This is a genomic window from Myxococcus stipitatus DSM 14675 (genome assembly GCF_000331735.1).
In the GTDB taxonomy this organism is placed as follows: domain Bacteria; phylum Myxococcota; class Myxococcia; order Myxococcales; family Myxococcaceae; genus Myxococcus; species Myxococcus stipitatus.
Map to the genome: position 1 here is coordinate 2935871 of NC_020126.1, position 14188 is coordinate 2950058.

Sequence of the window (14188 nt, forward strand, 5' to 3'; positions counted from 1 at the left end):
TGTGGAGGGACTAGAGTGCGGTGAGGATGAACTCGTCGCAGGCCGCTGAAGCGCTGTATTCCGCTCACAAGAACCGAGCCACCGGATGGCTGACGCTGTCCGCGGGAGGGCGCGAGTCGCGGCTGATGCTGCGCGAGGGAGACCTCGTGGGGACTCGGCTGGGGTTCGGGTATCAGAGCCCGGCGCAGGCGTTGTTGCAGAGTGGACTGTTGAGCGCGGAGGCGTTGGATGCGCTCTGGGCGCGGGGTGGGGCGGGGGCGGCGGACGAGGAGTTGTTGGAGGAGCACGGGCTCGAGTCGGACGCGGTGGTGGAGCAGCAGGTGCTCGCCCATGTCCGGCGGCTGAGTGAGTTGGCGGAGCGCGCGGCCTTCGAGCCGGGGAGTGTGGAGGCGGAGTTCCAGCCCATCTCCGGCGTGAGGGTGGTGCGAGCGGCACTGGAGCGGGCGGGGGCGGGTGGGGCGAAGGGGCGGGTGTTCCGGTGCGCGGATGTTTCGGTGTGCGAGCCGTGGATTACGGATGCGTCCGAGCGGGAGTTGTTGGCGACGCTGGGGGAGTTCCGGGCGCCGGAGGCGCTGACGCCCGCGCGTGAGGCGCTGTTGCTGGTGCTCGAGCGCGAGGGGGGCGTCGAGGCGCTGTCGGTGGAGGAGTGGGAGGCGCGGGAGGAGGCTCGGCGGCGGGAGGCGGAGGAGGCCCGGCTTGCTGAAGAGGCTCGGCTGGCGGAGGAGGCGCGTCGGGTCGAGGAGGCTCGGCTTGCTGAAGAGGCTCGGCTGGCGGAGGAGGCGCGTCGGGTCGAGGAGGCTCGGCTTGCTGAAGTGGCTCGGCTGGAGGAGGAGGCACGTCGGGTCGAGGAGGCTCGGCTTGCTGAAGAGGCTCGGCTGGCGGAGGAGGCGCGTCGGGTCGAGGAGGCTCGGCTTGCTGAAGAGGCTCGGCTTCGTGCGGAGGAGGAGCGCCTCGCCGAAGAGGCTCGATTGGCGGAGGAGGCGCGACTCGCTGAAGAGGCTCGGCTTCGCGCGGAAGCGGCGCGTGTCGCCGAAGAGGCTCGGTTGGCGGAGGAGGCGCGGCTCGCCGAAGAGGCGCGGCTTCGTGCGGAAGAAGAGCGCCGTGCGGAAGAGGCTCGACTCGCCGAAGTGGCGCGGCTGGCTGAGGAGGCCCGTCGTGCCGAAGAGGCTCGGCTCCGTGCGGAGGAAGAGCGTCGTGCCGAGGAGGCACGACTTGTCGAGGCTGCTCGACTCGCCGAAGAGGCGCGGCTTCGTGCTGAAGAAGCGCGCCGTGCTGAGGAGGCTCGGCTCGCAGAAGAAGTCCGCCTCGCTCAGGAGGCTCGACTCGCAGAAGAGGCTCGCGTCGCTGAGGAGGCCCGACTCGCTGAAGAGGCTCGACTCGCTGAAGAGGCTCGACTCGCAGAAGAGGCCCGCCTCGCTGAGGAGGTTCGACTCGCAGAAGAGGCTCGACTCGCAGAAGAGGCTCGACTCGCAGAAGAGGCTCGCATCGCTGAGGAGGCTCGCGTCGCAGAGGAGGCCCGCCTCGCAGAAGAGGCTCGCGTCGCTGAGGAGGCTCGACTCGCTGAAGAGGCTCGCCTTGCTGAAGAGGCTCGCCTTGCTGAGGAGGCCCGTCTCGCTGAGGAGGCTCGACTCGCTGAAGAGGCTCGCCTTGCTGAAGAGGCTCGCGTCGCAGAGGAGGCTCGCGTCGCAGAGGAGGCTCGCGTCGCTGAGGAGGCCCGCGTCGCAGAGGAGGCCCGCCTCGCTGAGGAGGCTCGACTCGCAGAAGAGGCTCGACTCGCAGAAGAGGCTCGTGTCGCTGAGGAGGCTCGTGTCGCTGAGGAGGCCCGCCTCGCTGAGGAGGCCCGACTCGCAGAAGAGGCTCGACTCGCAGAAGAGGCTCGACTCGCAGAAGAGGCGCGACTCGCAGAAGAGGCTCGACTCGCAGAAGAGGCGCGTGTCGCTGAGGAGGCTCGACTCGCAGAAGAGGCTCGTGTCGCTGAGGAGGCTCGACTCGCAGAAGAGGCTCGCCTCGCTGAAGAGGCTCGCGTCGCAGAGGAGGCCCGACTCGCTGAAGAGGCTCGCGTCGCAGAGGAGGCTCGACTCGCAGAAGAGGCTCGACTCGCTGAGGAGGCCCGACTCGCTGAAGAGGCTCGCGTCGCAGAGGAGGCTCGCGTCGCAGAGGAGGCTCGCCTCGCTGAAGAGGCTCGCGTCGCAGAGGAGGTCCGACTCGCAGAAGAGGCTCGCGTCGCAGAGGAGGCTCGCGTCGCAGAGGAGGCTCGCGTCGCTGAGGAGGCCCGACTCGCTGAAGAGGCTCGACTCGCTGAAGAGGCTCGACTCGCAGAAGAGGCTCGACTCGCAGAAGAGGCTCGACTCGCAGAAGAGGCTCGACTCGCAGAAGAGGCTCGACTCGCAGAAGAGGCTCGTGTCGCTGAGGAGGCCCGCCTCGCTGAGGAGGCTCGACTCGCAGAAGAGGCTCGCGTCGCTGAGGAGGCTCGCGTCGCTGAGGAGGCTCGACTCGCAGAGGAGGCCCGCCTCGCTGAGGAGGCTCGACTCGCAGAAGAGGCTCGCCTCGCTGAGGAGGCCCGACTCGCTGAAGAGGCTCGTGTCGCAGAGGAGGCCCGACTCGCAGAAGAGGCTCGCGTCGCAGAAGAGGCTCGCGTCGCTGAAGAGGCTCGCGTCGCAGAAGAGGCTCGCGTCGCTGAGGAGGCCCGCCTCGCAGAGGAGGCCCGCCTCGCAGAAGAGGCCCGTCTCGCAGAAGAGGCCCGTCTCGCTGAGGAGGCGCGGCTTCGTGCGGAAGAAGAGCGCCTTGCTGAGGAAGTTCGTCGCGCTGAAGAGGCTCGGCTAGCAGAGGAGGCCGCGCGGCTCCGCGCAGAAGAAGAGCGTCGTGCTGCCGAGGAGGCTCAGCTCGCAGAAGAGGCTCGACTTCGTGCGGAAGAAGAGCGCCTTGTTGAGGAAGCGCGCCTCGCTGAAGAAGCCCGGCTCGCAGAGGAGGCCGCGCGGCTCCGTGCGGAAGAAGCGCTCCGTGCAGAGGAGGCTCGCCTCGCAGAAGAAGCCCAACAGGCGGAAGAGGCTCGTCTCGCAGAGGAAGCCCGCCTCGCCGAGGAAGCGCGACTGGCCGAAGAGGCTCGTCACGCGGAAGAAGTCCGCCTCGAGGTCGAGCGCCGCCGTGCCGATGCCGTGCGCCGTGCGAAGGAAGCTCGCCAGGTCGAACAGGCTCGACTCGCCGAAGAACAGCGCCTGGCCGAAGAGTCCCGTCTCGCCGAGGAAGCCCGCCTCGCGGAAGAGGCCCAGTTCGCGGCCGCCCAATCCCTCGAGCGTTCCCCTCCGACCTCCATCGAGGAACTCTCATCCGACGACATCGAGGCCCTGACCCTCGACGTCGGAGACATCATCCCGGCGGACGACTCCGAGCCACCCCCGCTCACGACCTCCACGTCCCGCGCCACCAACGTCCCACCCCTCGCGTCCGCATCCCAGTCCGGGCTCCCCCTCCACACGGAGAGCCGCGAAGCCCTGCGTTCCGCGAGAGACCGTGCCCAGGCAGAGCTCCTCCACGACATGGAGGAGGCCCTGCGCCGCTCGAAGCCGCAGCCCGTCGAGGCGTGGCTCGCCGACGAGCCTCCCCGCACCGTCCCTCCCACGCGCACGAGAGATCAGGTCCCCGTCCAGGACGAGTCCTGGCGCGCCAAGGAGACCCTCCTCGACGCCGATTCCTCGCCCGAAGCGGAGCTCCCGCTGCTCGAGGCCGAGCCCGAACTCGAGCTCTGGGCCGACGCCACTCCCGCCGCCGAGCCGCTCCCCACCCCGCGCCCCTTCGCGCCCCCTGGCCCGCCGGTCCTGACTCCCTCCGCCAGCGCGGAACCCCCGGTCCTCTCACCCGAGGATCTCCCCGCCGAGCCGGCTCCGAGGGAAGTCGACGACAGCCTGTGGGCCTCCCGCCCGGCCCCCGTGGCCGCGCCCCCGCCCTTGCGCCTGGGCCCCACAGCCAAGAGCGGCAAGGCCAGCGAGGACGACCTCTGGCGCATCGTCTCCTTCGACAAGGACGAGGCCGCCGAAACGCTGACAGCCTCCTTCGAGGCGGCCCTCCAGCAGGTGGATGCTCACCTGGAGACGCTCGTCCGCTCGGATGTCAATCAGGCGAATGTCGGCGGGGACGAGCCCCCTGTCGAAGCCATTGTCGAAGCAACCATCGAATCAGGCTTCGAGACCTTCCCCGGTGACAATACCGGCCCAACTGGCGAGACTGATTGGACCGAGCCGTCGGGTGATCTGGACGACTGGGACTTCGACGAGGACGACGTGGCGGCAGACCCCTCCAACCCCGACGAGGCAGCGAAGCTCAGGCGCCAGCGCCTGCTTCGCCGTGCCATGGAGAACATGGGCGTGCTGGGTGGGCGAGCAACGCCAGCGGCGCCAACGGGCGTCCCCGTCACCGACGCCGCCCCCGCCACACCCGCCGCCCCGACGGAGCCCCCCAAGCCGGACGAGGCTCGGCACGCGCAGCAGATCGAGCAGCGCTACGCCGACGTCCAGGCCCGCCGCGACCACTTCTACGTCCTGGGGGTCTCCCAGGACGCCTCCCGGGATCAGGTGAAGGCGGCCTTCCTCCGCCTGGCCAAGGTCTTCCACCCCGACCGCCTCCCGCCGACGCTTCCGCACCTCGCGCAGAAGATCACCTCCGTCTTCGAGGCCATCCGCGAGGCGTACGAGGTCCTCTACGACGACGCCCGTCGCAAGACCTACCTCCAGTCGCTCCAGACCCAGCAGGCGATGCCGAAGGCCGCGGCGCCGGGGGCACCCGCGACGGGGGCTCGTCCCACGGCCGGTCGCCCGGAGAGCAGCCCCGACGACCTGTACAAGATGGGCGAGGTCTACTTCCGCAAGCGCGACTTCGTCACCGCCTCGGACCACTACGACCGGGCCTACGCGCTGGACCCCAAGGCGACCTACCTGGCCGCGCGAGGCTGGGCCATCTACATGGACCCCTCGCGCAAGGCGGACATGCCCAAGGCCAAGCAGATGATGATGGACGCGGTCCGCGCGGATCCGAACTGCGACCGGGCCCACTATCAGCTCGGCGTCATCGCCCGGGTCGAAGGGGACATGGACCGGGCGGAGCGGCACTTCCGGGAGGCGGTGCGCGCCAACTCCAAGCACCTGGAGGCCAACCAGGAGCTGCGGCTGATCGACATGCGGAAGAAGAACCCACCCAAGAAGGGGGGCTTCTTCCGCTGACCCCGCCGCCCGCTCCCTGGCCACTCCAGCGGTGCCCCTTCCGTCCAACCCATTGACATGCCTGGAAAGCGGGCAGGATGCTCCCCGCGCCGGGTCCTTCCGCGACTCCTCCTTCGTGATGAAAGGCAGTTAACGTGGCCAAGCAGCACCTGCTCCTCGTGGATGGAGACGCCAAGAGTCTCCGCGTGATGGAGGTCAGCCTGAAGAAGGCGGGCTTCTCCGTGACGACGGCCATCCACGGCAAGGACGCCATCGAGAAGGTGCAGATCAGCCCGCCGGATCTGGTGCTCGCGGACACCAAGATGCCGGAGATGGACGGCTTCGAGCTGTGCAAGGCGCTCAAGTCCGACGAGCGCTTCAAGTTCATCCCGTTCGTCTTCCTGACGAGTCAGAAGTCGGTCGAGTTCAAGGTGCGCGGGCTGGAGCTGGGTGGCGACGACTACCTGACGAAGCCGATCTACATCAAAGAGATCGTCACCCGCGTGAAGATGATCCTCCAGAAGGCGGAGAAGGAGAGGATCGAGAAGCGCGAGACGACGAAGGGTGGCTTCGCCGGCAGCCTCGCGGACATGGGCGTGGTGGACCTGGTCCAGACGTTCGAGATTGGCCGCAAGACGGGCGTCATCGCCATCCAGGGCGAGCGCACCGGCACCGTCTACTTCAAGGAAGGCCGCGTCATCGACGCGGAGCTGGGCCGGCTCAAGGGCGAGAACGCCTTCTACCGGCTGCTCAACACCTTCGAGGGGCAGTTCGACGTCCAGTTCACCACGCTGGACAGGCCCGAGCGCATCGAGATCTCCACGCAGGGACTGCTGATGGAGGGCATGCGTCGCCTCGACGAGTGGGGGCGCATGCTCGAGCAGCTCCCGCCGCTGGAGACGGTGTTCGAGATTGACTACCACCAGCTCGCCGACCGGCTCTCCGAGATTCCGGACGAGGTGAACGGGCTGCTGCGCCTGTTCGACGGCAAGCGCGCGCTGAGTCGCGTGGTGGAGGACTCGGACTTCGAGGACCTGGCCGCGCTGGGCATCATCAGCAAGCTGTACTTCGAGGGGCTCATCCGGGAGCTGGGCAACGCTCCGCTGGAGCCGGTGCAGAGCAGCAAGCCGGGCATCGAGCAGTGGCTCAACGCCGCGCCGCCCCCGAGCGCCCCCGCCGTCGAGCCCACTCCGCCGCCCCAGATTGTCACGCCCGCGACGCCCGAGCCGCTCCCGGTGCCGCCCCTCCCGACGCCTCCGGAGGTGCCCGTCGCGCGCGCGATGCCGCCCAGCGTGCTCGCGCCGCCCGCGGGAGTCGAAGAGGAGCCTGTCACGGCGCCGCCCGAGGAGCGTGTCTCGGCGCCGGTGCCCACGGCCCCGGCCAACGTGGTGGTCTTCCCCGCGAAGCCCAAGCGTCTGGAGCCGAGTGGCCTGGACGTGGATGGCGAGGCGCCCACGCTGCCGCCCGCGGTGGCGGAGGGCTCGTCGTTCCTCGTGGAGCCGCCGCCCGCGCACCGCGCCGTGGAGCACGCGCACCGCAGCCTGTTGCTCGACTGGAGCCGCGTGGACACGGAGGGCATCAGCGCGCCCACGACCTGGGGGCCGTCCTCCGTGTGGGCACCAGGGCATCGGTCCTATGCCGGGCAGGGGAACTCGGGCTCGGTGCCCGCCGTGGCGTCGACGGCTCCTGTCGCGGAGCCCGCGCAGCCTCCTCGAGCGCCCATCTTCGGAGGCGCGGCGGTGGGGCCGCATCCGTTCCCGCCCGTGCCTCCGCCGACGCCCGCGCCGCCTTCATCCGAGGTGACGCTGGTGAGCGGCAACGACGCCGCACCTGTCGACGTCGACACCATCGCGGAGGTGGAGGAGGTCCCCGCGCCGCCGCAGCTCGCGTTGCCCCCGTATCCAGGGCATGGAGCGCCGGAGCGCACGCCCGCTCCCTCCATTCCGGAGGAGCCGCCGACGCCTGTCGCGCCTCCGCCGACGCTCGTCACCCCGGTGACGCCCGCGCCCACGGTGACGCCGGCGATGGCAGCCTCGCCAACGACTCCGTCCGCGGTGGCGACGCCCACCCCGAGTCCCTCGCCCGCGGAAGATGTGGCGGCGGTCCGCTCCAAGCGCACGGGGCTCTATGTGGCCGGAGCGCTCTTCCTGCTGGGCGCGGTGGCCGCGGTGGTGGTGATGGGGGGACGAGACTCGCCGCCTCCGGAGCCGCCCAAGGTGGGCCAGCCCCAGGAGAAGCCGCCCGCGCCGGGGCCCTCGGAAGTCATCCCGCCCGCGCCCGTGGAAGCCCCGAGTGATTCGGGCACCGCCGTCGTGGAGGCCCCGCCTCCCGTGGCCGTCGAGGACGCGGGGACGGCCGTGGTCGAGGCCCCCGTGGAAGCCCAGGCCGATTCCGGCACCCCGGTCGTGGAAGCGCCCCCGACTGCGGAGGACGCTGGAGCTCCGCCCACGCAGGTGGTGCAGGACCCGGAGGTGGAGTTCGCCGGGTACATCAAGCAGGCCCGCGCGGCCATCGTCAGCCAGCGCTTCAAGTCCGCCGCGGCTCAGTTCCGCAAGGCCCTGTCCATCAAGCCCACGTCGACCGAGGCGAAGGCGGGGCTGGGCATCGCGCTGGTCAACGGCTTCGAGTCCGAGTCCGCCTTCCGCGAGGCCACGAAGCTGCTCGTGGACGTCGTGCGCGAGGACGACAAGAACTCCCGCGCCTGGCTGTCGCTGGGCATGGCCTACCAGTCCATCGGCAAGAATTCCCAGGCGGCCGACGCCTACAAGAAGTATTTGATGCTGGAACCCTCGGGGGCGTCCGCCAACGAGGTCCGCACCATGCTCAAGACGCTTGGCAACTGAGCGGGCGGCGGACCTGCGCTGGCAACCCCGCCTGCTGGAAGTGAAGTGAGTCGCCTTGCTCGTCCTCGGACTGGAAACCTCCTGTGATGAGACCGCCGCCGCCGTCGTGGAAGACGGCCGGCGGGTGTTGTCGGACGTCGTCTCCACCCAGGTGGACATCCACCGTCGTTGGGGGGGCGTGGTGCCGGAGCTGGCGTCGCGCAACCACATCGTCCAGGTGATGCCGGTGGTGCACGAGGCGCTCACCCGCGCCGAGAAGACGCTCGACGATGTGGACCTCATCGCCGTGACCTCGGGCCCGGGGCTGATTGGCGCGCTGCTGGTGGGGCTCCAGGTGGCCAAGGGGTTGAGCCTCGCCACCGGAAAGCCCTTCGTCGGCGCCAACCACCTGGAGGGCCACCTGCTCGCCATCCGGCTGCTCGAGGATGCGCCGGAGCCGCCGTTCCTCGGGCTTGTCGTCTCGGGCGGGCACACCAGCCTCTATGAGGTGAAGGACTTCGGCCACTACCGGCTGGTGGGCAGCACGCGCGACGACGCCGCGGGTGAGGCGTACGACAAGACGGCGCGCATCCTCGGGCTGCCGTACCCGGGAGGGCTGCCCATCGACCAGCTCGCGCAGAAGGGGAACCCGGAGGCCATCCGCTTCCCGCGCGCGCTGCCGGGAGACAACTTCGACGTCTCCTTCTCCGGGCTGAAGACGGCGGTGCTCCACCACGTGCAGAAGCACGGCGTCCCGGAGGGCCAGGCGCTCTCCGACCTGTGCGCGTCCTTCCAGGAGGCGGTGGCGGACGTGCTGTCGAAGAAGCTGGTGGCCGCCGCGCGCCGGCTGGGCCACACGAAGCTCGTGTTGTGTGGGGGCGTGGCCGCCAACTCGCGGCTTCGGGCGCTGTGTCAGCAGCGGGCCCAGGAGCGAGGGCTGCGCATGTTCCTGCCCCCGGTGCGGTTGTGCACGGACAATGGTGCGATGATCGCCGTCGCGGGATATGAGGCGTGGCGCCGCGGTCTGCGCGGAGACTTCCGCCTGGCGGCCGACCCCGCCTGGCGCATGTGACGAGGGACGCCCGGGTGGAATCGCCGCGAGACATTCTCAAGCGCCATGGTCTGCGCGCCAAGTACAGCTGGGGCCAGAACTTCCTCGGAGACGAGGACGCCCTGAGCGCCATCGCCGACGCGCTCCACTTGCGCGAAGGCGAGCCCGTCGTCGAGCTGGGCCCGGGCCTGGGCCACCTCACGCGCTTCCTCGCCGCCACCGGCGCCAAGGTCACCGCCGTGGAGCGCGACCGGGACATGGTGACAGTGCTGGAGAAGGAGGCCATCCCCGGGGTTCGCGTGGTGGCCGGCAACGCCGCCACGGTGAACTTCGCCGAGGTGGCCGGCGCGCCCGACGTCGCCGTCGCGGGCAACCTGCCGTATCACCTCACCAGCTCCATCCTGTTCCAGGTGCTGGAGCAGCGCGCGCAAGTCTCTCGCGCCGTCTTCACGCTCCAGAAGGAAGTGGTGGAGCGGCTCGCCGCGGAGCCGGGCTCGCGGGACTACGGCCTGCTCACCGTGCTCCTGGGCCTGCACTTCGACGCGGAGAACGTGCTCACGCTGGAGGCCTGGCGCTTCCATCCGCCTCCGAAGGTGGACTCCGCGGTGCTGTCCCTCACGCGCCGCGCGACGCCCCGTGCGCCCATCATCGACGAGGCCCGCTTCACCCGCGTGGTGAAGGCCGCCTTCGCGCAGCGCCGCAAGACGCTGCTCAATTCGCTCAAGTCCGACAAGGCGCTGGCCTCGCACGATGCGTGGGTCGCCGCGCTGGAGACGGCGGGCATCGACCCGCAGCGCCGCGCGGAGACGCTCGCGCCGGAGGAGTTCGCCGCCCTGGAGCGCGCGCTGGGCCCCGTGGCTCCGGGCACCGTGAAGGCGCCGGTGGACCTGTCCTCGGCGGAGTCGGAAGAGTAGGGGCGCTGGGCCCGAGGTGACGGGCCTACGGGCCGCGCATGCCGAGCAGCTGGCCCAGTCCGCCTTGCTGCTCCAGGAAGGCGCGGAACTCGTGCTCGGGGATGCGCATGCGGGCCAGGACATCGCGGAGGATGTCCTCCACCGTGCCATCCTTGCGTCGCTTGAGCTCCAGGGCGGTCTTCAACAGCACCACGCCATAGAGCGGGTCCGTCTCCACGGGAGGTGGAGTCGATGCCTTGGGCGGCGTGCTCTGGCGGGCCTCCTCCAGATGCACCACCGTCTTCGCCCGCTGCCTCCCGCTCATGACTGAAGGGCACCCCGCTCACACGCCATGGAATCGGCCGGACCGTAGGGGATGCCACCCACAGCGTCAAGCCAGCCCTGGTGCTGGTGGCACGGCCTGGGCCTTGGAAAATTGTGGGAAGACGGCGGCCAGGTTGTGTTATCCGCGCCCCCACGCGTGGCCCCACGTCCTCGTTTCCTGAGGGCACCTCGGGCCGCTTCCGTGCATTCCGGGTCGGGAGGCCTTGGGCGGATGGACTACCGGTACATCGTGGTCGAGGGGCCCATTGGCGTCGGCAAGACGAGCCTCTCCAACATCCTTTCGGAGCGCCTGAGCGCGCGTCGCGTCCTGGAAGTCGTGGAGGAGAACCCCTTCCTCTCCAACTTCTATACGGACCGGCAGAAGTTCGGGTTCCAGACCCAGATTTTCTTCCTCCTGTCGCGCTTCCGGCAGCAGCAGGAGCTGTTCCAGCAGGACCTCTTCCGCTCCGTCACCGTCAGCGACTACCTGTTCGCCAAGGACCGCATCTTCGCGCACCTCAACCTGGATGCGCACGAGCTGGCCCTCTACGAGCGGGTCTTCGAGGCGCTCGGGCCCCGCGTCACCAAGCCCGACCTCGTCGTCTATCTCCAGGCCCGGCTCGACGTGCTGCTGCAGCGAATCAAGAAGCGCGGCCGCGAGTTCGAGCGCAAGTTCGACGCCGCGTACCTGGAAGGCCTCGTCCACGCCTACAACAACTTCTTCTCGCACTACACGGAGACGCCGCTGCTCGTGGTCGACACCTCGGACATCGACTTCGTGAATAACGAGTTTGACCGGGAAGATCTGCTCGCGGTCATCGAGAAGGCGAAGACCGGCAGCCAGCACTATCAGCCCAAGGCGTCCAGGCGGGCCTGATTTCGGGCTCCCGGCGGGTTGCACCCTCGAGAAGGCGCCCCACGGCGCTTTCGGGGGCGTTACACTGCGGGGGTCGACTTCGAGGCCCCCGGCGATCCACCCAGGACGGCGAGGGGAACGGGGTCGGCACATGCCGTACCCACTCTCACCCCATAGGAGGTGAACCGTGAAGGACAAGGTCACCATCCATACGCTGAAGCGCCTGAAGCAGATCGGCCAGAAGATCTGCATGGTCACCGCATACGACGCCACGTTCGCCCGCATCTTCGACCAGTCGGGAGCGGACGTCCTGCTCGTGGGCGACTCCCTGGGCATGGTGGTCCAGGGACATGACTCCACGCTGCCGGTGACGATGGACCAGATGGTCTACCACTCGGCGGCGGTCACCCGGAGCACGCGGCGCGCGCACGTGGTGGGCGACATGCCCTTCATGAGCTACCAGGTGTCCCCGCAGGACGCGGTCCGCAACGCGGGGCGGCTGGTGACGGAGGGTGGGGTGGGCAGCGTGAAGCTGGAGGGTGGCTCCGAGTTCGCCGACACGGTGCGAGCCATCGTCCGGGCCAGCATCCCGGTGATGGGGCACCTGGGGCTGACGCCGCAGTCGGTCCACAAGATGGGCGGCTATGTCGTCCAGGGCCGCGACGAGGAGCAGGGCCGCAAGATTCTCGACGACGCGCTGGCCCTGGAGGCCGCGGGTGCCTATTCGCTCGTCCTGGAGGGCGTGCCTCTAGACCTAGCGCGCACGATCACGCAGCGGCTCTCCATCCCGGTCATCGGCATCGGCGCGGGCAAGTCCTGTGATGGACAGGTGCTCGTCTGCTACGACCTCTTGGGGATGAACCCGGACTTCAAGCCCAAGTTCGTCAAGCACTACGCCAACCTGCACGGGTCCATCTCCGACGCGGTGGGGGCCTTCTTCTCTGAGGTCCGCGAAGGCGTGTTCCCGGATGAGGAGCACTCGTTCAAGGCGACCAAGGGCCTGCGCGCGGTGACCGCTCCGGCGATGAGCGCGGGGGCGCCGCTCCAGGGCGACACCCCGGTCTCCGCCGAGGGTGGTGAAGAGAAGGTCGGCCCCGTCTACGGAATCCCGGTGTAACCATGACGCCCGCCGTCCTGCGCACCGTGGAAGAAGTGAAGACGTGGGCGGCGGGCTTGCGCCGTGAGGGGCGCCGGCTCGCGCTGGTGCCCACCATGGGCTACCTGCATGAAGGGCACCTCTCGCTCATTCGCGAGGGGCGCCGTCGCGCCGACGTGGTGGCCGTCTCCCTCTTCGTCAATCCGACCCAGTTCGGGCCTCGGGAGGACCTCTCGCGTTACCCGCGAGACTTCGAGGGAGACCTGGCCAAGTGTGGCGCCGCGGGGGCGGATGTCGTCTTCGCGCCCGGGCCTGAAGCCATGTATCCCCCCGGCTACCAGACGTACGTGGAGGTCACGGACGTCAGCCAGGGCCTGTGTGGTGCCCGACGTCCGGGGCACTTCCGAGGCGTGGCGACCATCGTCACCCAGCTGTTGGCGCTCTTCCGTCCGGAGGTCGCGCTCTTCGGGGAGAAGGACTACCAGCAGCTCCAGGTCATCCGGGCGTTGAACCGCGACCTGCACCTGGGGGCGGACATCGTCGGGATGCCGACGATTCGCGAGCCCGACGGGCTGGCGATGAGCAGCCGAAATGCCTACTTGTCCCCAGAAGAGAGGCAGCGCGCGCTGTCTCTGTCGCGAGGACTGAGGGCGGCGCTCACGTTGCTGCAGGGAGAGACCCGGGACGCGGCGGCGCTGACGGGGGCCGTCCGGCACGAGCTGGCGGCGGCCGGGCTGCGCGAGGACTACGTGGAGCTGGTGGACGCCGAGCGCCTCACGCCGCTCGACTCCGTGGCTCCTGGACAGACTGCTCGCTTGCTTGTGGCGGCTTTCAGCGGCACGACACGGCTCATCGACAACATGGCGTTGGGCGGTTAGGAGACCCCAGACACGTATGGCATCGGGCGGAAAGTCGAAAGGGCCGGCGGGCGGCGAGCAGGCAATCAAGGTGGTCGCCGAGAATCGGCGTGCGCGCTTCGACTACACCGTCGATGAGAAAGTGGAGGCGGGTCTGGAGCTGACGGGAAGTGAGGTGAAGTCGTTGCGAGAAGGGGTGGCCAACCTCTCGGACGCCTATGCGCTTCCCAAGGGCAGCGAGCTGTTCTTGCTCAATGCCCACATTGGCTCCTACAAGTCCGCCAGCGTGTTCGACCATCTGCCCACGCGCGGCCGGAAGCTGCTGATGCATCGGGCGGAGATTGACCGTTGGGTCACCAAGGTGCGGGAGCGTGGTTATTCCATCATCCCGCTTGTGCTGTATTTCAAGAAAGGGCGCGCCAAGGTGGAGCTGGGGCTCTGTCGGGGCAAGACACACGAGGACCGGCGCCAAGACATCAAGGAACGGGAGACGAAGCGGGAGATGGACCGGGCTGTGCGCCGTCGTTGAGGGGCGCTCCCGAATTTCTACCGCCGTACACCGGATGGACGACTCGAAGGATTTGGACAAGAAGGAACGACTGCTCGCCGCGCTGGACCAGGGGATGGTGATGATCCACCTGGATGCGCGCCGGCCGGGTGTGCTCGTTCCCGTTTCGCTGCGGGGTGAGGCGCATCTGCGTCTCAACCTGTCGTATCGCTTTGACCCGCCGGACCTGACGGTGGGGGAGTGGGGCGTGCGTTGTACGCTGAGCTTCTCGGGGTCTCGCTTCAAGGTGGCGGTGCCCTGGTCGGCGTTGTTCGCCATTGCCAGCCATGTGACGAAGGAGTCGTGGATGTACATGGAGGACATGCCGCCGGAGCTGCTTCAGCAGCCGGTGGCGCCGCGTCCTTCGCCGCAGCCGGTGCCGGTTGCCTCGGAGCGTCCGCGCACCTTCCTGCGCGAGGTGCCCGCGGAGCCGGTGGATGAGGCGCCTCCCGTGGCCGCTGCTGCGGCGGAAGTCCCGCCGGAGGGGCCCAAGGATGATGCACCGCCGCCGCGTCGGGGACACCTGCGCCTGGTGAAGTGAGTCTTCGGA

At 69.2% G+C, this 14188-nt stretch carries 10 protein-coding genes; 9 read left to right on the forward strand and 1 reads right to left on the reverse strand.

From position 1 onward, the window contains the following. Nucleotides 1-26 precede the first annotated feature (26 nt). From MYSTI_RS45655 to rsmA, 4 genes are all read left to right on the forward strand, one after another. Nucleotides 27-5213 (forward strand): J domain-containing protein, encoded by a 5187-nt coding sequence (locus MYSTI_RS45655; protein WP_015347921.1) that lies wholly within the window; start codon nt 27-29, stop codon nt 5211-5213. A 134-nt stretch (nt 5214-5347) separates the two neighbouring features. Next, a complete protein-coding gene (locus MYSTI_RS11545) occupies nt 5348-8035 on the forward strand; it encodes a response regulator (protein WP_015347922.1) in 2688 nt (895 codons plus the stop codon). Between the two features lie 55 nt (nt 8036-8090). After that, complete coding sequence (gene tsaD / locus MYSTI_RS11550; RefSeq protein ID WP_015347923.1) at nt 8091-9086, forward strand: tRNA (adenosine(37)-N6)-threonylcarbamoyltransferase complex transferase subunit TsaD; 996 nt, start codon at nt 8091-8093, stop codon at nt 9084-9086. A gap of 14 nt (nt 9087-9100) precedes the next feature. Continuing rightward, entirely contained in the window at nt 9101-9979 is an 879-nt protein-coding gene (rsmA, locus tag MYSTI_RS11555; RefSeq protein ID WP_015347924.1) for a 16S rRNA (adenine(1518)-N(6)/adenine(1519)-N(6))-dimethyltransferase RsmA, read from the forward strand. 25 nt (nt 9980-10004) lie between these two features. Here rsmA and MYSTI_RS11560 read toward each other — a convergent pair whose 3' ends face one another. Beyond that, on the reverse strand, nt 10005-10283 hold the full coding sequence (locus MYSTI_RS11560) for a hypothetical protein (RefSeq protein ID WP_015347925.1): 279 nt from the start codon (nt 10281-10283) through the stop codon (nt 10005-10007). Nucleotides 10284-10514: 231 nt separating this feature from the next. Here MYSTI_RS11560 and MYSTI_RS11565 point away from each other — a divergent pair, with 231 nt between their 5' ends. From MYSTI_RS11565 to MYSTI_RS11585, 5 genes are all read left to right on the forward strand, one after another. After that, on the forward strand, nt 10515-11159 hold the full coding sequence (locus MYSTI_RS11565) for a deoxynucleoside kinase (protein WP_015347926.1): 645 nt from the start codon (nt 10515-10517) through the stop codon (nt 11157-11159). A 166-nt stretch (nt 11160-11325) separates the two neighbouring features. After that, a complete protein-coding gene (panB, locus tag MYSTI_RS11570; RefSeq protein WP_015347927.1) occupies nt 11326-12255 on the forward strand; it encodes a 3-methyl-2-oxobutanoate hydroxymethyltransferase in 930 nt (309 codons plus the stop codon). Between the two features lie 2 nt (nt 12256-12257). Then, nucleotides 12258-13112 carry a pantoate--beta-alanine ligase gene (panC, locus tag MYSTI_RS11575; protein WP_015347928.1) on the forward strand — a complete coding sequence of 285 codons (855 nt, stop codon included), beginning with the start codon at nt 12258-12260 and terminating at the stop codon, nt 13110-13112. A 16-nt stretch (nt 13113-13128) separates the two neighbouring features. Continuing rightward, nucleotides 13129-13620: an SsrA-binding protein SmpB gene (gene smpB, locus MYSTI_RS11580; protein WP_015347929.1), complete on the forward strand. Its 492-nt coding sequence runs from the start codon at nt 13129-13131 to the stop codon at nt 13618-13620. 34 nt (nt 13621-13654) lie between these two features. After that, the gene (locus tag MYSTI_RS11585; RefSeq protein ID WP_015347930.1) at nt 13655-14179 is read left to right on the forward strand and encodes a ClpXP protease specificity-enhancing factor SspB; all 525 of its coding nucleotides are present in this window, start codon (nt 13655-13657) and stop codon (nt 14177-14179) included. Nucleotides 14180-14188 lie beyond the last annotated feature (9 nt).